Origin of the sequence: Streptococcus sp. zg-86, assembly GCF_017639855.1 — a bacterium.
Lineage (GTDB): Bacteria > Bacillota > Bacilli > Lactobacillales > Streptococcaceae > Streptococcus > Streptococcus zhangguiae.
In genome coordinates, this window is the sequence record NZ_CP072115.1 from 255,838 (window position 1) to 274,334 (window position 18,497).

The 18,497-nt window shown below is 41.8% G+C and carries 18 protein-coding genes; 14 read left to right on the forward strand and 4 right to left on the reverse strand.

Features of this window, described 5'->3' with window-relative positions; genetic code table 11:
* Positions 1-4: 4 nt before the first annotated feature.
* The 6 genes from J5M87_RS01405 to rpsR all read left to right on the forward strand — a co-directional run bounded on the left by J5M87_RS01405 (position 5) and on the right by rpsR (position 5,587).
* Positions 5-892: a carbohydrate ABC transporter permease gene (locus tag J5M87_RS01405; protein ID WP_154607734.1), complete on the forward strand. Its 888-nt coding sequence runs from the start codon at positions 5-7 to the stop codon at positions 890-892.
* Between the two features lie 468 nt (positions 893-1,360).
* Positions 1,361-2,974, forward strand: a complete 1,614-nt coding sequence (locus J5M87_RS01410) for an ABC transporter substrate-binding protein (protein WP_154607877.1) — start codon at positions 1,361-1,363, stop codon at positions 2,972-2,974.
* Positions 2,975-2,993: 19 nt separating this feature from the next.
* Entirely contained in the window at positions 2,994-4,358 is a 1,365-nt protein-coding gene (locus tag J5M87_RS01415) for a glycoside hydrolase family 32 protein (protein ID WP_154607733.1), read from the forward strand.
* Between the two features lie 157 nt (positions 4,359-4,515).
* Entirely contained in the window at positions 4,516-4,806 is a 291-nt protein-coding gene (gene rpsF, locus J5M87_RS01420; RefSeq protein WP_067086996.1) for a 30S ribosomal protein S6, read from the forward strand.
* An 11-nt stretch (positions 4,807-4,817) separates the two neighbouring features.
* A complete protein-coding gene (locus tag J5M87_RS01425; RefSeq protein ID WP_067086994.1) occupies positions 4,818-5,312 on the forward strand; it encodes a single-stranded DNA-binding protein in 495 nt (164 codons plus the stop codon).
* Between the two features lie 35 nt (positions 5,313-5,347).
* On the forward strand, positions 5,348-5,587 hold the full coding sequence (gene rpsR / locus J5M87_RS01430) for a 30S ribosomal protein S18 (protein WP_002939250.1): 240 nt from the start codon (positions 5,348-5,350) through the stop codon (positions 5,585-5,587).
* 1,198 nt (positions 5,588-6,785) lie between these two features.
* Here the strand turns inward: rpsR and J5M87_RS01435 are convergent.
* Positions 6,786-7,439 carry a DUF1129 domain-containing protein gene (locus tag J5M87_RS01435; RefSeq protein ID WP_154607732.1) on the reverse strand — a complete coding sequence of 218 codons (654 nt, stop codon included), beginning with the start codon at positions 7,437-7,439 and terminating at the stop codon, positions 6,786-6,788.
* Positions 7,440-7,457: 18 nt separating this feature from the next.
* The gene (locus J5M87_RS01440) at positions 7,458-8,402 is read right to left on the reverse strand and encodes a magnesium transporter CorA family protein (RefSeq protein WP_154607731.1); all 945 of its coding nucleotides are present in this window, start codon (positions 8,400-8,402) and stop codon (positions 7,458-7,460) included.
* Positions 8,403-8,526: 124 nt separating this feature from the next.
* On the opposite strand from J5M87_RS01440, the gene uvrA reads away from it, so the two are divergent.
* The 8 genes from uvrA (at position 8,527) to nusB (ending at position 15,915) form a co-directional block, all read left to right on the forward strand.
* On the forward strand, positions 8,527-11,361 hold the full coding sequence (gene uvrA, locus J5M87_RS01445) for an excinuclease ABC subunit UvrA (RefSeq protein ID WP_154607730.1): 2,835 nt from the start codon (positions 8,527-8,529) through the stop codon (positions 11,359-11,361).
* 68 nt (positions 11,362-11,429) lie between these two features.
* Complete coding sequence (locus J5M87_RS01450) at positions 11,430-11,702, forward strand: MazG-like family protein (RefSeq protein ID WP_154607729.1); 273 nt, start codon at positions 11,430-11,432, stop codon at positions 11,700-11,702.
* Between the two features lie 330 nt (positions 11,703-12,032).
* Positions 12,033-12,347 carry a hypothetical protein gene (locus tag J5M87_RS01455; protein WP_154607728.1) on the forward strand — a complete coding sequence of 105 codons (315 nt, stop codon included), beginning with the start codon at positions 12,033-12,035 and terminating at the stop codon, positions 12,345-12,347.
* 146 nt (positions 12,348-12,493) lie between these two features.
* Positions 12,494-12,676 (forward strand): hypothetical protein, encoded by a 183-nt coding sequence (locus J5M87_RS01460; protein WP_154607727.1) that lies wholly within the window; start codon positions 12,494-12,496, stop codon positions 12,674-12,676.
* Positions 12,677-13,388: 712 nt separating this feature from the next.
* Positions 13,389-14,450 carry a M24 family metallopeptidase gene (locus tag J5M87_RS01465; RefSeq protein WP_154607726.1) on the forward strand — a complete coding sequence of 354 codons (1,062 nt, stop codon included), beginning with the start codon at positions 13,389-13,391 and terminating at the stop codon, positions 14,448-14,450.
* A 63-nt stretch (positions 14,451-14,513) separates the two neighbouring features.
* The gene (gene efp, locus J5M87_RS01470) at positions 14,514-15,074 is read left to right on the forward strand and encodes an elongation factor P (protein ID WP_067086631.1); all 561 of its coding nucleotides are present in this window, start codon (positions 14,514-14,516) and stop codon (positions 15,072-15,074) included.
* 27 nt (positions 15,075-15,101) lie between these two features.
* A complete protein-coding gene (locus J5M87_RS01475; RefSeq protein WP_154607725.1) occupies positions 15,102-15,494 on the forward strand; it encodes an Asp23/Gls24 family envelope stress response protein in 393 nt (130 codons plus the stop codon).
* On the forward strand, positions 15,484-15,915 hold the full coding sequence (nusB, locus tag J5M87_RS01480) for a transcription antitermination factor NusB (protein ID WP_154607724.1): 432 nt from the start codon (positions 15,484-15,486) through the stop codon (positions 15,913-15,915). The genes J5M87_RS01475 and nusB overlap by 11 nt, the downstream gene beginning before the upstream one ends.
* A 63-nt stretch (positions 15,916-15,978) precedes the next feature.
* Here nusB and J5M87_RS01485 read toward each other — a convergent pair whose 3' ends face one another.
* Positions 15,979-16,941, reverse strand: a complete 963-nt coding sequence (locus J5M87_RS01485) for a LacI family DNA-binding transcriptional regulator (RefSeq protein WP_154607723.1) — start codon at positions 16,939-16,941, stop codon at positions 15,979-15,981.
* On the reverse strand, positions 16,922-18,376 hold the full coding sequence (locus J5M87_RS01490) for a sucrose-6-phosphate hydrolase (protein ID WP_154607722.1): 1,455 nt from the start codon (positions 18,374-18,376) through the stop codon (positions 16,922-16,924). The genes J5M87_RS01485 and J5M87_RS01490 overlap by 20 nt, the downstream gene beginning before the upstream one ends.
* Positions 18,377-18,497 lie beyond the last annotated feature (121 nt).

The following is an 18,497-nucleotide window of genomic DNA, read 5'->3' on the forward strand; positions in this document are numbered from 1 at the left end:
CAAAATGAATACACAGATTTATACGAAATTTGACCGACGTATGCTGGTTGTCAATAAAATCATCATTGCCTTTTTGGTCCTTATTACACTTGTTCCAATGCTCTATATTCTAGTCGCCTCCTTTATGGATCCTCAAGTGCTTGTTAGCAAAGGAATTAGTTTTAATCCGGCTGATTGGACGGTTGAAGGCTATCAAAGGGTATTTAGTGACAAGTCAATTATAAGAGGTTTCTTCAATTCTCTCTTTTACTCCTTCAGTTTTGCTACTCTAACAGTGTTCTTATCCGTTCTGACCGCCTATCCCTTATCGAAAAAGGATTTGGTTGGAAAGAAATGGATTAATGCCTTTCTCATCTTTACCATGTTCTTTGGTGGAGGTTTGGTTCCAACCTATTTGCTTGTGAAAGATTTAGGGATGTTAAATACCGTATGGGCCATTATTGTACCAGGTGCTATTAATGTTTGGAATATCATTTTGGCAAGAACCTATTTCCAAGGGATTCCAGATGAATTGCTTGAAGCAGCGTATATTGACGGAGCAAATGATTTAGAAATCTTTGTCAAGATTATGTTGCCACTTGCTAAACCAATTATGTTTGTTCTTTTCTTATATGCTTTTGTCGGACAATGGAATTCATACTTTGATGCCATGATTTATATCAAAGATCCAAACTTAGAACCGCTCCAACTTGTTTTGCGGAAGATTTTGATTCAAAGTGAGCCAGGAAAAGATATGATTGGGGCTCAGGCTGCGATGAATGAAATGAAACGAATTGCAGAAATGATTAAGTATGCAACAATTGTTATCTCTAGTTTGCCGCTGATTGTCATGTATCCATTCTTCCAGAAATACTTTGATAAGGGTATTATGGCTGGTTCATTAAAAGGGTGATGCTCGTCAAAAATCAAATTCTAACGTCGTTAACTCGCCTTGCTTCAACAGTCCACTGGACTGTTGAAGGTTGGAAATAGGGATTATGAAATAATCCTCAGCTACCATTAGTTCGAACTAGTGGTTCAAAGGGGCGAGTTGCGCTCGTTCTATTTCCAGCCTTCCACAATTCTCAATTGCAAGGGGGCGAGCTACGCTCGTTCTATTTCCAGCCTTCCACAATTCTCAATTGCAAGGGGGCGAGCTACGCTCGTTCTATTTCCAGCCTTCCACAATTCTCAATTGCAAGGGGGCGAGCTACGCTCGTTCTATTTCCAGCCTTCCACAATTCTCAATTGTGGAAGCTAATCAGACTTTGATTTTTATAGAGCCTCACGGAATTTATATAAGTAAAATTGTCAATAAAATTTGGTTTTTCGATTATATCGTTAACTATTTATCAATAAAAAAGGAGTTTTTCTCATGAAAATGAAAAAATGGATGAGTCTTAGTGCGACTCTATTAGCAACATCTACTTTGGTCTTGGCTGCTTGTGGTAGCAAAAATACAGCTTCAAGTCCAGATTATAAGCTTGAAAATGTTTCCTTCCCTCTAAAGGAAAAAGTGACCTTGAAATTTATCACAGGTAGTTCACCACTTGCTCCCAAAAATCCGAATGATAAATTGATTTACCAACGTTTAGAGGAAGAAACAGGTGTCCATATTGACTGGACAAACTACTCTTCTGATTTTGGCGAAAAACGAAACTTGGATATTTCATCCGGAGATTTACCAGATGCAATTCATAATGACGGTGCTTCTGATGTCGAATTGGTTAAATGGGCAAAACAAGGTGTGATTATTCCGGTTGAAGATCTGATTGAGAAATACATGCCAAACTTGCAGAAGATTTTGGAAGAGAAGCCAGAATACCGTGCCTTGATGACAGCACCAGATGGTCATATCTATTCATTCCCTTGGATTGAGGAATTGGGTGACGGAAAAGAATCGATTCACTCTGTGAATGACATGGCTTGGATTAACAAAGATTGGTTGAAAAAATTAAATCTTGAAATGCCAACCACCACAGATGAATTGGTGAAAGTGCTAGAAGCCTTCAAGACACAAGATCCAAATGGAAATGGCAAAGCTGATGAAATTCCAATGTCCTTTATCAATGCAGGCGGAAATGAAGATTTCAAACTTTTGTTTGGAGCATTTGGTATCGGGGATAACGATGATCACTTGGTCGTTGGAAATGACGGCGTGGTGGACTTTACGGCTGACAACCCAGAATATAAAGAAGGTGTAAAATTCATTCGTCAATTGCAAGAAAAAGGTTTGCTTGATCCAGAAGCCTTTGAGCAAGATTGGAACACCTATATTGCAAAAGGTGGCGAACATCAGTACGGGGTTTACTTTACATGGGATAAAGCCAACGTTTCAGGTTTTAATGATAGCTATGATGTCCTACCAGTTCTGGCAGGACCAAACGGTAAAAAACATGTGGCTCGTACAAACGGAATGGGCTTCTCACGCGACCGTATGGTGATTACAAGTGCCAATAAAAACCTTGAATTGACAGCCAAATGGATTGATGCCCAGTATGCACCATTGCAATCTGTTCAAAATAACTGGGGTACTTATGGCGATGATACGCAACAAAATATCTTTGAATTTGACAAAGCAACAAATAGTTTGAAACACTTGCCACTTGAAGGAACAGCACCAGGAGAGCTTCGTCAGAAAACAGAAGTCGGAGGACCACTCGCTATCCTAGACAGCTACTATGGTAAAGTGACAACAAAACCAGATGACGCTGCATGGCGCTTAGATATTTTGAAGCAAACCTATGTTCCATATATGAACAATGATTCTATCTACCCACGTGTCTTCATGGAAGAAGAAGATTTGGATAAACTTGCTCAAATTGAAGCAGACATGAATGACTATATCTATCGCAAACGTGCAGAGTGGATTGTTAACGGCAACATCGATAAAGAATGGGATGACTATCTCAAGGAATTAGAAAAATATGGCTTGTCAGATTGGTTAGCCATCAAACAAAAATATTACGATAAATACTTAGAAAATCAAAAATAGGAATAGAGAGCGAGAAAATATGGGAGACGTATTGAGTGTAACCAAAGCCAACGAGTATATTGCGGAGCATCAAGCAGAGGTGAATCCTTTGTACAAGCCTGAGGCTCACTTTACAGCGCCGATAGGTTGGATCAACGATCCGAATGGTTTGGTGTATTTCAGAGAGGAATACCATTTGTTTTACCAATATTATCCCTACGGAACACAGTGGGGGCCAATGCACTGGGGACATGCAAAGAGTAAGGATTTGCTCCATTGGGAACATCTCCCAGTGGCCCTTGCTCCTGATCAATCTTATGATAAGGATGGTTGCTTCTCAGGAAGTGCTATTGTCAAAGACGATGTTCTTTGGTTGATGTATACCGGTCATATTGTTAATGCAGATGGCTCTATTTCACAAGTGCAAAACATGGCTTTTTCCAAAGACGGCATTCAGTTTGAAAAATTAGACTCCAATCCAGTTGCGACAGGGGAGATGCTACCAGAAGAGCTCATTGCCAGTGATTTCCGAGACCCAAAATTATTTGAAAAAAATGGCCATTATTATGCGGTTGTTGCTGCCAAACACCGTGAGGATGTTGGGACGATTGTTCTACTTGAATCACCCGACTTAGTCAATTGGAACTTTGCTTCTATTTTCTTAAAAGGTGAGCCACATCAAGGCTTTATGTGGGAGTGTCCTGATTACTTTGAATTGGATGAGGTGTCTTGTCTAGCTATGTCACCGATGCGATATGAAAAGACCGGTCTTGACTATGCAAATATCAATTCTTCTGTCATTATGACAGGTCGTGTAGATTGGGACAAGAAGGTCTTTGAACTGGAAACAGTCAAAGAAATTGACCACGGTCATGATTTTTATGCACCTCAAAGTTTGGAAAATGCAGCTGGGGAACGCATTATGATTGCTTGGATGCAGACTTGGGGTCGGACCAATATCACGGATCAATTAGACCATAAGTGGGCTTGTGCTATGACCTTACCAAGAAAATTGAAATGGGACAACGGGGTACTTGTTCAAGAGCTTCCTGCCAGCTTGTTAGAGCAATTACCCGTCTTGTCTGAGCAAGGAGCAGTTGAAGTCGGCTATTTCCAAGGAGATTGGAGTGGTGGAAAGGTCTTTCGATTGGGAAGCGAAGCGGACTATATCGAATTTGGTTATGATGCAGAAAGACAAGAAGTCTACATTGATCGCAGTTCATTAAAACAAGCGATTCAAGGAGAGGAAGCCTGGTCTACGGAACGCCGTGCTGTGCAAGCTGAAAATCCCCACGTATTAGTGGTTCTTGATACAAATAGCATCGAACTCTTTGTGAATGGCGGTCAGGATAGCTTGACCAGTACCTATTTCTTGTCAGGCCAACGCCAGTTAGTTACATATTAGAAAAAGGGGGGATTCCCTCTTTTTTATATTTCATTCAAAAATCCTGCTGTTTTCCTTGCTATTTCCTTGAAAGTGCGATATAATAATGTCTTGTGAGAAACCCTCACTTACTCGTGGCTAGACCATGAGTCATTAGACCAAAAGGAGGAACATATCAATGGCTAAATACGAAATTCTTTATATTATTCGTCCAAACATTGAAGAAGAAGCTAAAAATGCTTTGGTAGCACGCTTTGACTCTATCTTGACTGACAACGGTGCAACTGTTGTTGAATCAAAAGCATGGGAAAAACGTCGTCTTGCATACGAAATCAAAGATTTCCGTGAAGGACTTTACCACATCGTGAACGTTGAAGCAACTGATGACGTAGCTCTTAAAGAGTTTGACCGTCTTTCAAAAATCAACGGCGACATTCTTCGTCATATGATTGTAAAATTAGACGCGTAAGAAGGTAGATTATGATAAATAATGTAGTACTAGTTGGTCGTATGACCCGTGATGCAGAACTTCGTTACACACCGTCTAATCAGGCTGTTGCGACTTTTACACTTGCGGTGAATCGCAATTTTAAAAATCAAAACGGTGAGCGAGAAGCGGATTTTATCAATGTGGTCATCTGGCGCCAGCAAGCTGAAAATTTGGCAAACTGGGCTAAGAAAGGTGCTTTGGTGGGTATTACTGGTCGTATTCAGACTCGTAGTTATGACAACCAGCAAGGCCAACGCGTTTATGTAACAGAAGTTGTTGCAGAAAGTTTCCAATTATTGGAAAGTCGTACTGCACGTGAAGGCCAAGGTGGAGGTTATCAAGCAAGCAATTCATTTGCTGGTGGAAATGATTACAATACTTCCTATCAAGCGCCTGCACAATCTACACCAAACTTTGCACGCGAAGAAAGCCCATTTGGGACAACAAACCCAATGGATATTTCGGATGATGATTTACCATTCTAGGTAAGGACAGATAAAAATTATAAAGGAGAAAAAACATGGCTCAACAACGTCGTGGCGGGTTCAAACGCCGTAAAAAAGTTGATTATATCGCAGCGAATAAAATTGAATATGTTGATTACAAAGATACTGAGCTTCTTAGCCGTTTCATTTCAGAACGTGGAAAAATCTTACCACGTCGCGTAACTGGAACTTCAGCTAAAAACCAACGCAAAGTAACAACAGCTATCAAACGCGCTCGCGTAATGGCACTATTACCATTTGTAAATGAAGATTAAAAAAACAACCCTTGATGGGTTGTTTTTTTCAGGTCCGGTGGGCCTCTTTTTCCCTCGCCTAGCAACTATAGAGCGAGGAAGTCCAGTGGACTGTTTTTTCACGAGCTTATAAAGTAATAAAGGCGATTCACCCTCTTAATAGGGTGTTTTTCTCTCGGCTAGAAACGGAAGAGCACGGCAGTCCTTGTCAACCTTGCGGGGGTGGGATGACAAAATCGATTTCTACGAAATCATGATTGAGTCCCACTCCCATTACGATAGATTAGGTAGTCATGTAAAACTAAAAAAACTAGCTGAAGATAATCTTGAATAATAGAGGTGTTATCAAAACAGAAAGGACTCCGACTAGAAATACAAAACATACCCACCAAAATAATTTCTTGTCTCTTATCATTGCGTCCTCTTTCTAAGTCAGACACTTCTGTAGGTGGCGCTTACAATTTGATTATACGCTTTCTGTATGAGAGAATCAAATACTTATGTATTTCAGCTTGAAGAAAAAGTCTTTTTATTGCCACCATCCTTATGTGCTTTCGGACATCAGCGACTTCCTTCGGAATTCCATGATTCATCTTCGAGTCTAAAGTCTTGAAGATGCCGAGTGACAGAAAACGTTCATCTAATAACGTTTTTTGTCACTTTTAGCACGGCAGTCCTTGTCAACAATAAACGGTTTGGTTTACAAAAAATCATCAATAGTAGTTTAGTATTGGTCAATAAACTTTGATAAGCAGACTGACACCAATCAATTAAATTTTGCACTCTTCGTTGAGAAATAGCTTCCTAGCTTTTAAGTTTTGCAATCCTCGCTGAAACATTTGCTTCCTAACTTTTAAGTCAGACAATTTTTATTGAAAATTTCTTGCCTATGTTCTAAGTCTGGTATTCTTCGTAGAAAAATGGTTTCCTAGCTTCCAAGTTTTGCAATCTTCGCTGAAACATTTGTTCCTAACTTCTAAGTCAGACAATTTTTATTGAAAATTTCTTGCCTATGTTCTAAGTCTGGTATTCTTCGTAGAAAAATGGTTTCCTAGTTTCCAAGTTTTGGTATTTCAGAAAAATAATGGTTTTCTGAGCTTCGAGTTTGCCGTTTCGACTAGCGAGATTAAACAAGTTCTTATCTGTCGTATTTTTGGAGTAGAAAAAAGAGGAGACCAATCGATATCTTAGAAATCAGTTGGTCGTCCTCCTAAATGCTTTATGGCATAGGCTGCATAGCGTTGCGAATGTTGTATTTTTTCTTGAGCAGGTGACGGCTACCAAAGGCTACTGCCCCTAAGATAATAGCAACTGTTGGTGTCACCGTCGGATTGATAGAGCTTGGAATCAGTGCTGCGAGGAAGAAAACAAAACTCCAGGCAAGAGTGGCCAAAACAAGAAATCCAAGTGCTTTGAGCAAGCTAGGTCGTTTGCCAGTTTTGACTTGATCGCGGTAAACGAAATGGTACATCATATACATACCTGCCCCAACTCCAAAGCCAATCAGCAAGAGGGTAATGATGCCATAGTTTGCTCCAACTCCAAAGGAATTCATGGCACCGTTGACTAGGCCGATAATGGCAAGGAGCAGAAGGCTAGAATCGAGCCACATGAGCCAAGGGTTTTCATTGAGTGGTTGTTGATCTGATTCAGCAGGACTAGCGGTCTTGCTGGCTGCCCACTCACTCGGAGCTCCATAGATACTACGGGCAGTGACGCCTGTTTTTTGCTTTTCAAGTATCACAGGGATGATTTCTTCGAGTAATTCTTTGATTTCGGCATCTGATTTTCCAGCTTGAATCAAGTGATTGGTTGCGATGTGGATAAATTCTTGATTTTTTTTGGTCAATTCTTTCATTTCAGTAAATGACATAATAATCTCCTTGTGTGGTTAGAACCATTTTTTTCGTAAAAAGTTGATGACAACAATCGCACTGAAGCAGGCTGAGATAAAGGCGATTAGCCAAAAGGCGTTGGGATGTCCACCAAAAGGCATGCCTGATTCGGGGACATTCATACCATAGGCTGAGAAAATCACTGTCGGAATATCAAGGGCCATGGTCATGAGGGCTAAGGTTTTCATAATGGTATTTTGATTGTTGGAAATGATTGCGGCAGAAGTTTCGGTCATGGCGTATAAGACGTTGCCATAGATGTCCGCCATCTCAAGCGCCTGCTGGGTTTCAATTAAGGTATCTTCCAACAAGTCCTCGTCTTCTTCATACTTCTTCAAGGTGCTATTTCTAATTGCTAGCTTTTTGACCACTCGTTCATTGAGTTTGAGCGAGGCTTTTAAGTAGACGATAGATTTTTCCAACTCCATCATATCGATAACCTGTTCGTTTTTGGTTGCTCGGTCGATATGGGCACTAATGCGGTCTGTCTGTCGATCAATAGAACGAAGGGCTGTGATGAAGAGTTCTGCATTCCGATAGAGCAATTGGAAGACAAAGCGGGTCTTCATAAAGGTGTAAAAGTTCTTAATGCGTTGGTTAAAGAAAAAGTCAAAAAGAGTAAGGGGTTGCACGCAGGTAGTAATAACAGCATCATTGGTGACAATGATACCGAGCGGCAAGGTGATGTGGTAGCTTTTGTTGTTCCGCTCTTCATAGGTTGGAACGTCTACGATAATCAAGGTGTAGTTATCTTCTACGGTAATACGAGAGGATTCTTCCACGTCAAGAGGGGCCCTTAGGTCGGTAATATCAATATTAAATTGTTCGGCTAATTTGACAGATTCTTCCTGGGAGGGGTTGACCAAGTTAATCCAAGCCCCTGGTTCAAAGGTCTGGATTTCTTCTAAATTTGTTAATGTAGAACGAAACATTTGTTTCATATCAAATCCTCCTCAGTTTTTTATTGCGTTAAGCGCACCCTTTATTATATCAAAAAAAGCGCTCTAGCGGAAAAGTTTTTCCCAAAATATGGTATAATATGAGATATTTTAGAAGGAAGAAAGAATGAAAGATAAGATTGAAATTCATGGGGCGCGTGCTCATAATTTAAAAAATATTGATGTGACGATTCCACGTGATAAATTGGTGGTGGTAACAGGATTGTCTGGGTCTGGGAAATCAAGTCTAGCTTTTGATACACTTTATGCCGAAGGACAACGTCGCTATGTGGAGAGTTTGTCTGCCTATGCGCGGCAGTTTTTGGGCAATATGGACAAGCCGGATGTAGATTCCATTGACGGTTTGAGTCCTGCTATCTCTATTGACCAAAAGACAACATCTAAAAATCCACGTTCGACCGTTGGAACGGTGACAGAAATCAATGATTATCTGCGCTTGCTCTATGCACGGGTGGGAACGCCTTACTGTATCAATGGTCATGGAGCGATTTCAGCTTCGTCTGTGGAGCAGATTGTCGATGAGGTGCTGGAGTTACCAGAACGGCAGCGCCTGCAAATTCTAGCGCCCATTGTCCGTAAGAAAAAAGGGCAGCATAAGGCTATTTTTGAAAAAATTCAAAAGGATGCTTATGTGCGTGTGCGTGTGGATGGGGACATCCACGATGTAACGGAAGTTCCTGAATTGTCAAAGAGCAAGCAGCATACGATTGAAGTTGTTGTTGACCGGATTGTGATCAAGGATGGAGTGCGTTCTCGTTTGTTTGACTCGATTGAGGCAGCTCTGCGCATTGCGGAAGGCTATGTCATTATTGACACCATGGATGGGAAAGAATTGCTCTTTTCGGAATACTATGCCTGTCCAGTCTGTGGTTTTACAGTGCCAGAATTAGAACCACGCCTCTTTTCCTTCAATGCTCCTTTTGGCTCTTGTAGCGACTGTGACGGTCTCGGCATGAAGTTGGAAGTGGATGAAGACTTGATTGTACCAGACCGGCAAAAGACCTTGCATGAAGGGGCCTTGGCGCCTTGGAATCCAATTTCGTCTAATTATTACCCGCAGATGTTAGAACAAGCCATGACCCAGTTTGGTATCGATATGGATACGCCGTTTGAGGATTTGTCTGCTGAAGAGAAAGACTTGATTTTCCACGGTTCAGATGGGAAGGAATTCCATTTTCATTATGAGAATGAATTTGGTGGTGTACGAGATATTGACATTCCATTTGAAGGCTTGATTAGCAATATTAGCAGGCGCTATCGTGAAACCAACAGCGATTACACGCGTCAAGTTATGCGGACTTACATGAATGAGTTGGCCTGCGCAACCTGCCATGGCTATCGCTTGAATGACCAGGCCTTGTCGGTTCGTGTGGGCGGTGAACAGGGGCTTCACATTGGAGAATTGTCGGAACTATCTGTAGCTGACCACTTGGAAGTCGTATCGCACTTGCAGCTCTCTGCTAATGAAGCGACGATTGCGACACCGATTGTCAAGGAAATCAAGGACCGCTTGACCTTCTTGAACAATGTTGGTCTTAACTATCTGACCTTATCACGGTCGGCTGGAACTTTGTCGGGTGGGGAAAGTCAGCGGATTCGGTTGGCAACCCAGATTGGATCAAACTTGAGTGGTGTCTTGTATATTTTAGATGAACCGTCAATCGGACTTCATCAGCGAGATAATGACCGCTTGATTGCTAGTCTTAAGAAAATGAGAGATTTGGGTAATACGCTGATTGTGGTGGAGCATGATGAGGATACCATGCGAGCAGCGGATTATCTGATTGATATTGGACCGGGTGCAGGTGTCTTTGGTGGGGAGATTGTCGCTTCAGGCACTCCAAGCCAGGTTGCAAAAAACAAAAAGTCAATCACAGGCCAATACCTATCTGGTAAGCGCGAAATTCCAGTCCCCTTGGAGCGGAGAATTGGAAATGGTCGTTTTATCGAGGTAACAGGAGCCTCTGAAAACAATCTCCAACAGGTGACCGCACGGATTCCACTCGGTAAATTCGTTGCTGTTACAGGTGTATCAGGTTCTGGCAAGTCCACCTTGGTCAATTCTATCTTGAAAAAAGCCATTGCTCAGAAACTCAACCGCAATTCGGAAAAGCCAGGGAAATTTAAGGCGATTTCTGGGATTGAACACTTGGATCGTTTGATTGACATTGACCAAAGTCCGATTGGGCGCACACCACGTTCTAATCCGGCAACGTATACGGGTGTGTTTGATGATATTCGTGACCTGTTTGCCCAGACCAATGAAGCTAAGATTCGTGGCTACAAGAAAGGACGTTTTTCGTTCAATGTCAAGGGTGGACGCTGTGAGGCCTGCTCGGGAGATGGTATCATCAAGATTGAGATGCACTTCCTGCCAGATGTCTTTGTCCCTTGTGAAGTCTGCCATGGTCGCAGGTATAATTCAGAGACTCTAGAAGTCCATTACAAGGAAAAAAATATTGCGGAAGTCCTTGATATGACTGTCAATGATGCAGTTGAGTTTTTCAAGCATATTCCAAAAATTGAGCGGAAATTGCGGACAATCCAAGATGTCGGTCTAGGTTATGTCACCTTGGGACAACCAGCGACAACTCTCTCAGGAGGAGAAGCCCAGCGGATGAAGCTAGCCAGTGAGCTCCACAAGCGCTCAACTGGGAAATCCTTGTATATTTTGGACGAGCCAACGACAGGTCTCCACACAGAAGACATTGCCCAGCTATTAAAAGTTTTGGCACGCTTTGTCGATGACGGAAATACCGTACTGGTCATTGAGCATAATCTCGATGTGATTAAGACTGCGGACTACATCATTGATTTAGGTCCAGAAGGCGGTGTCGGTGGCGGTATGATTATCGCAACTGGAACACCAGAAGAAGTAGCTGCAAACGAAGCCAGCTATACAGGCCAGTATTTGAAAGGGAAGTTGATTCCAAGAATTTAGGACGATATCTGAATATTGCAGATAGGTACTGAATCAGACTGGAGCATGTATGAAAAGGTGAAATCGAGATGAAGCTTGATGTATCAGAGCTACAAAAACGTGTAATCCAAAATAAGGTCAATCATGGTTTTAATACGACAGACATCAAATTTGAACTTTTATTATTACATGGTGAAATAGCAGAACTATTTAAAGGCTATTTGAAGGGTGACCAAGAAAATATGGCAGAAGAATTGGCCGATAGTGCTATTTATTTGCTTGGTATCTCAGAGATGCTTGGAGTAGACCTATCTGAAGAAATACTGAAAAAATGGCTATCAACGAGAAAAGGGTGGGAGTAAGTTGACTAGCTTTCACAATTGAGAATTGTGGAAGGCTGGAAATAGAACGAGCGTAGCTCGCTCCTTGCAATTAAGAATTGTGAAAAGTTGGAAATAGAGCTAGCGAAATGTTCGCTAGCCTCTTCTACTAGAATGTTGATTTATCAACGTTTTACAAACCAGACAATCCTCGCTTTCGAATTTCTAGGCTCAGGTATCAATAGTCACTCCCCTGACTATTGATATGCGTCAAATTGCTAAAGCTATGAAAGAAGAAAGGACAGACACTATTGTCTCAGCTTCAAAATCGTTGAAAGGTGAAACCGACTAGAGTGTTGGTGTGGTGGTCGTATGAAGAAATTAAGGTTTGATATTATTGCATTTATTGTTGGCTGCATGTTTTTATTCGTGTATATCATGATGTTTGAGGAGTCGTTTTTGACCTTTCCTAAAATACTGTCCACCCTCTATTTTTTAGCGGCTACTATTTGTTTTTCCTTTGTTCTAGAAGACTTTGAAGAGGATAGGAAATGGAAACTTCCCGCTGTTTTTTCACGTTTGATTTATCTAGGGTTGTATCTCATTGCTCCGATTTATTTTATCTACCTTCTAACGAGAGGGAAAAATGCGGAGGAAGATACCGATTCCTTGCCTGAGAATCAGTAAAAAGGGTAGACTGAATAGCAGCGTTTTAGTTGCGATGCCGTTTTTTTTAATAGTATTATTAGGTTACTATCCGGTTGGATTGGTAGCTTTAAAAACTGCAAGCGGCTATTATTTTGGGAAATTTCACTAGAAAGTTAGGTATTCAGATGATGAACAAACGGACGATAACATGGCTACAAATTATTCTATATTTGCTATCTCCATTTTTAGCTCTTGCTTTAGCGAAAAATACGAGTGCGGTTGATCAGTTCTTTCTGCTGATGTTTACTAGCATTGTCCTATCTCAATGGCTTGCAATCCACCTTTTAGGCAAAATAGCTGAAAAATAATCATGTTGCCCTTATCCTTATTTCCCTAAATGATAGACTTTAATGGAGGTTCAGTGCTGACTGAGCCTCTGCTTTTTGCCCGTAAGCAGTCTACTGATACTCGTTAAAAATCAAAGACTGACGTCGTTAACTCACCTTGCTTCAACAGTCCGGCGGACTGTTGAAGGTTGGAAATAAGGATTATGTAATAATCCTCCAGAATGTAGACAAACCTCACAATTCAGAAAAACATTACAATGATATTTAAATTTCTGTAGTTTTAAGGTTAGAAAATTTGCGAGCGTAGCGAGCACAATACCGCCCCTCCGCCGTGTTAAAAGTGGGAGTGAGACAGAAGTCGTGATTTCGTTGAAATCGATTATCCTCGCTCCTTTGTTTCTGGGCTCGGGCTAAAATAATCCACTGGATTATTTTACTCCGAAGGAAGTCACTGATGTCCGAAAGCACATGAGGACGGTGGCAATAAAAAGACTTTTTCTTCAAGCTGAAGGATTATGTCATAATCCTCAGCTAGCATTAGTCCGATGGTTCAGTAGAGACGAGTTATGCTCGCTCTATTTCTCACCTTCCACAATTCTCAATTGTGGAAGGTAGTCAGATTTTGATTTTTATAGAGTATGACTTGTTTTCTGTGAACGAAGGACGGTTGTGCTGCTCCAATTTCCGCGATTTTATGTTACAATGATACTAATCAATTGTAAGGAGATAGAAGATGGAACAACGATTAACAAAGCTACGCAATGAATTAGTTGCTCAGGAGCTACCTGCCTTCCTCATCACGAATTTGAAGAATATTTACTATCTGACAGGTTTCTGGGGTTCGGCTGGAACGGTTTTGATTACAGCAGAACGACAAGTGTTGATCACTGATGATCGCTATATTACCTATGCCCAGTCTGTGGTCAAGGATTTTGAGGTGGTATCAGACCGAGATGCCCTTTCAGTGGTTGCAGCAATCTTAAAAGATAGCAAGGTAACTGAGTTGGCCTTTGAAGATGAGGTGTCAGTAGCCTACTACCAAGCTATGCAGACAGTCTTTGAAGGAATACGCTTAGTGCCAACGACAGATATGGTGATGAATTTGCGGATGATTAAGGATGAGACAGAGATTGCAATCATTCAACGTGCCTGTCAGATTTCGGATCAAGCCTTTTTAGACGCATTGGACTTTATCAAACCAGGAAAAACAGAGCTTGAAGTAGCGAATTTCCTTGATTTTCGCATGCGGGAAATGGGGTCTGAGGCCGTATCCTTTGATACCATTGCTGCATCGGGTTACCGCTCTGCTATGCCGCACGGACGTGCGTCTGAGAAGGTCATCGAAGCTGGTGATGCTCTTACACTTGATTTTGGCTGTATCTATGACCATTATGTGAGCGACATGACACGTACCATCTATATTGGTTCTGTCAGCGATGAAGAAGCAGAAATCTACCAGACTGTTTTAGCAGCCAACCAAGCCCTGATTGCAGCGGCAAAGGCTGGCATGGAATACCGTGAATTTGACGGAGTTCCTCGTCAGGTGATTGAAGCGGCGGGTTATGGACCTTACTTTACGCATGGGATTGGCCATGGGATGGGGCTTGATGTCCATGAAATTCCTTATTTTAGACAAACTGCAACGGATAAAATTCAAGCTGGTATGGTCTTGACGGATGAGCCAGGGATTTATCTGGAAGGAAAGTATGGTGTCCGGATTGAGGATGATCTTTTGATTACAGAAACAGGTTGTAAAATCTTGACCCTAGCGCCAAAAGAGTTGATTGTTATTTGAGAAATCGGCCAATTTGTGATAGAATAAAACGAATAATAAAATAATGAAGAGGTAATCATAAACATGATTGATGCAAGTAAATTAAGAGCAGGTATGACATTTATCGCACCAGACGGAAAACTTCTCCGTGTATTGGAGGCGAGTCACCACAAACCAGGTAAAGGAAATACTATCATGCGGATGAAATTGCGTGATGTTCGTACTGGTTCAACTTTTGATACAACCTACCGTCCAGATGAAAAATTTGAACAAGCTATTATCGAAACACGTGTAGCAACCTACCTTTACCAAATGGATGATACAGCTTACTTCATGGATACAGAGTCATTTGATCAATATGAAATTCCAGTAGCAAGTGTCAAAGAAGAATTACTCTACATTCTTGAAAATTCAGAAGTGAAAATTCAGTTCTACGGAACAGAAGTGATTGGTGTGACTGTTCCAACTACGGTTGAATTGGTCGTTGCTGAAACACAACCTTCTATCAAGGGTGCAACAGTTACTGGTTCAGGAAAACCTGCGACAATGGAAACAGGACTTGTGGTGAATGTGCCAGATTTCATTGAAGCTGGTCAAAAATTGGTTATCAACACAGCAGAGGGAACATACGTATCACGTGCTTAATAGCATTCCTCTTAGAAAGGATTTCGAATGGCAAAAGAAAATGTAGGCGAAATTGTGATTGCACCTCGCGTGTTAGAAGTGATCACAGGAATTGCTTCTGCAAAGGTAGAAGGTGTGCACTCTCTTCATAATAAAAGTGTTAAAGATGGTTTGTCAAAGACTGCCTTAAATCGTGGTGTTTATCTCCAAACAGATGAAGAAGGCGAAGTGACGGCGGACATCTATGTCTATTTGGAATACGGCGTGAATGTACCGACAGTATCAATGAACATTCAACGTGCGGTAAAAACAGCTGTTGCAAACTATGCGGATGTCACAGTGAAAACCGTGAATATCCATGTGGATGGTATCGTGCCAGACAAGACACCAAAACCAGACTTAAAGGATTTGTTTGGTGAGGACTTCTTAGATGAAGAATAAGCAACACGAATCACGGCATTACTTGCGCCAATGTGCGCTTCAAGCGATTGTATCCTTGGAGTTTGGGCAGGAACCTGTTCAAGCAGCTCAATTTGCCTACCTGTATGATTATGAAGAAGAGCAAGAAGTGGAGATTCCGCTCTTTCTGCTCAACCTGGTCACAGGAGTTGCAGGTGTGCAGGATGAGATTGATGCTCAATTAGCTCCACGTTTGAAAGCAGGTTGGACCTTGGATCGCTTGACCTTGATTGATAAGAATATTATGCGTTTGGGTCTCTTTGAAATGTTGTATTTTGAAGAAACACCAGACCGCGTAGCAGTCAATGAAGCGATTGAGCTAGCCAAAGAATTTTCAGACCCTGCTTCTGCAAAGTTTATCAATGGTGTCTTAAGTCAGTTTATCAAAAAAGAAGAAGCCTAAGCGGCTTCCTTTTTTATGTATCTAAGTTGGTCAAATTGCATTAACGATGTTCCATTTACTATATTAGACACTCCGACCTGCCAAGAGGCTAATAGGTAGAGAATAATGTTGTTCGAGGGTTGCTCCCTCGATTTTTTGTACGAGAAGATCGACCATGAGTTTGGCTATATCTGCTAGGGGTTGTTTGATTGTAGTTAGTTGCGGATAATGGGTCTCGATAAAATAGGTACCGTCATAGCCAATGAGTTTGAGATCTTGGGGAATAGACAAGCCCAAGGATTGGGCGATATTCCAGACCAACATAGCTGTCAAATCCCCCGAAACAAAGATACCGTCTGTTGAGCTTGTTTGGAGAATGGTTTTGATTTCCAGTTCCTTACGAACAGGGGAGAAATCGCTTGAAATATGGTGAATGGCTGCATGTGGAAAAATGCTAGAAAATCCCGTTTGCCGAAGGCCTGTAGGAGAATTGGAATCGTCATTTCCTGTAATCATAATCGGTTTTATGCACCCTGCTTTTTGGAGTGTTTCAGCAGCTAAGACCCCTCCGCCGTAGTTATCAGAAGAGACAATCGGAGTGGACGGTGATAAATTGCGGTCAAAGGCAATAATGGGCGCCGATACGCGGTCATAGTCTTTGATTCCCAGATTATGGCTACCTGAAATAATGCCGTCTACCTGATTAGCTGTCAGCATTTCTAGGTATTCTCGTTCTTTGTCAGAATCGTGCTGGCTGTTACAGATAATGGCCTTGTAGCCTCGGTTAAATAACTCTCTTTCGAGATAATCAATCAATTCTGCGTAGAAGATATTGCTGATAGTTGGAAAGATGAGTCCAACGAGTTTTGCCGACTTCCCTTGCAAGCCCCGAGCGAGGTTGTTGGGTTTGTAGCCTAATTCTCGCATGGCATCGGTGACTTTTTTGACCGTTTTGTCGGACAGATAGCCTTTTTTATTGATGACACGGGAGACTGTCGTAGGGCTGACTCCGGCTAGTTTTGCGACATCAGTGAGTTTTGCGACCATAATCTAATGAGTAGTAATTTCCGGTTACCTGACCTGCTAGCACCGCAATACCTGTTTGATCTTGGTGAGGAAAGACACGTCCGGAAAATACTTTTTCTCCTTTATTGATGAAAATTTCAAAGACAGACTTGTCGATGAAGATGTTAGCGATTGTTACTTGGTTGGCAATTTGGCAATGACGTTCAGTACCAAAGTCGAGGGCGAAGGCTTCGCCACAGTCCTTACGGTCAAGAGTTACCTGTCCATTGGCAGGGTCAATAGAGAGTTTAAGTCCTTTTTTGTTTGCGTCTGCAAAGAGAACCAAGTCAATCTTGCTATCCGCTTCTACTGTCAATTCCAATTCGTAGCAATTGTTTGTTGCTACTTTTGGTGCGAAAATCTGGCTATCTGTACGGAGGCTCGTAATCGCTTCAACAGGGTATTGGTAGAGTTTACCGTCTTGAAGCGTCAGTTCTTTGACAAGGGACAGGCAGCCTTGGTAATCGTAGCGGTCTGTCGGATATTCCACATCTGGTAGTGCAAGCCAGCTGACGGAAAGCGCTCGTCCGTCAGGAGCATTGAAGGCTTGAGTGGCGTAGCATTCAAAGCCATAATCTAGTTGTTGAAGGGGGCTTGGATCGACCATTATAGCTGTTTCTGGGTCAAAGGACTGTGCAATCTTATACAGATTTGGATAGATATTGTCGTAGTCAAGAACGCTTTTATCTAGTCCTTGCGGGCAATAAAGAAGGATAGGCTTTTCATCGATGAAAACGAGATTTGGGCATTCCATCATATAGGCAGTCAAGTTATTAGCGAAATCTAAATCAGCCACATACTCCCAGTTGAGGTAGTCATTGTCCACAGCCTTGTAGAGTTTGATGATTCCTTTTTTGTCCAGATTTTGTCCGCCGACAATCGCATAGTAGTCACCTTTGAAGTTAAAAATTTGTGGGTCGCGGAAGTGGTCTGTTGTGTCGTCTGGCTGATCAATCAAAATGTGATCGATTTTTTGAATCTCCCCCTTTGTATCCATGAGAGCGCCGATTTGGTAAGGGTGGCGAATCCAGTTTTCATCGCGAACATTTCCTGTATAAAAGAGGAAAAGCTTGTCACCAAACTGCATGGCAGATCCCGAATAAGCACCGTGGCTGTCGAGTGGTGTGTCAGGGTAGACCATGGTTCCTGTTGGCTCGAAGTGAACCAAGTCGGTTGACTCGGTATGAACCCATGATTTCAATCCATGAGCTGCCCCAAATGGAAAGTATTGGTAGAAGAGGGTCCATTTTCCATTAAAATAAGAAAAGCCATTGGGATCATTTAAGAGGCCGTGAGGTGTTTCAATGTGGAAATTGGTTCTCCAAGGGGAATGTTTGGTATTCTGGGTAATCTTGTCAATATAGTCTGCTGGCCAATCCGCATAAGCGCGGTAGCGTTCTTCAGTTGTGAAGGCCATGTTGTCTCCTTATGTTATCTTGTACGTATTTCTTCTATTAGTTATAGTAATATAGTAAACGTTTGCTTGTCAAAAAGCAAGGTTTTACCTTTAAAACTTAAAAAATAACGAAAATTTATGT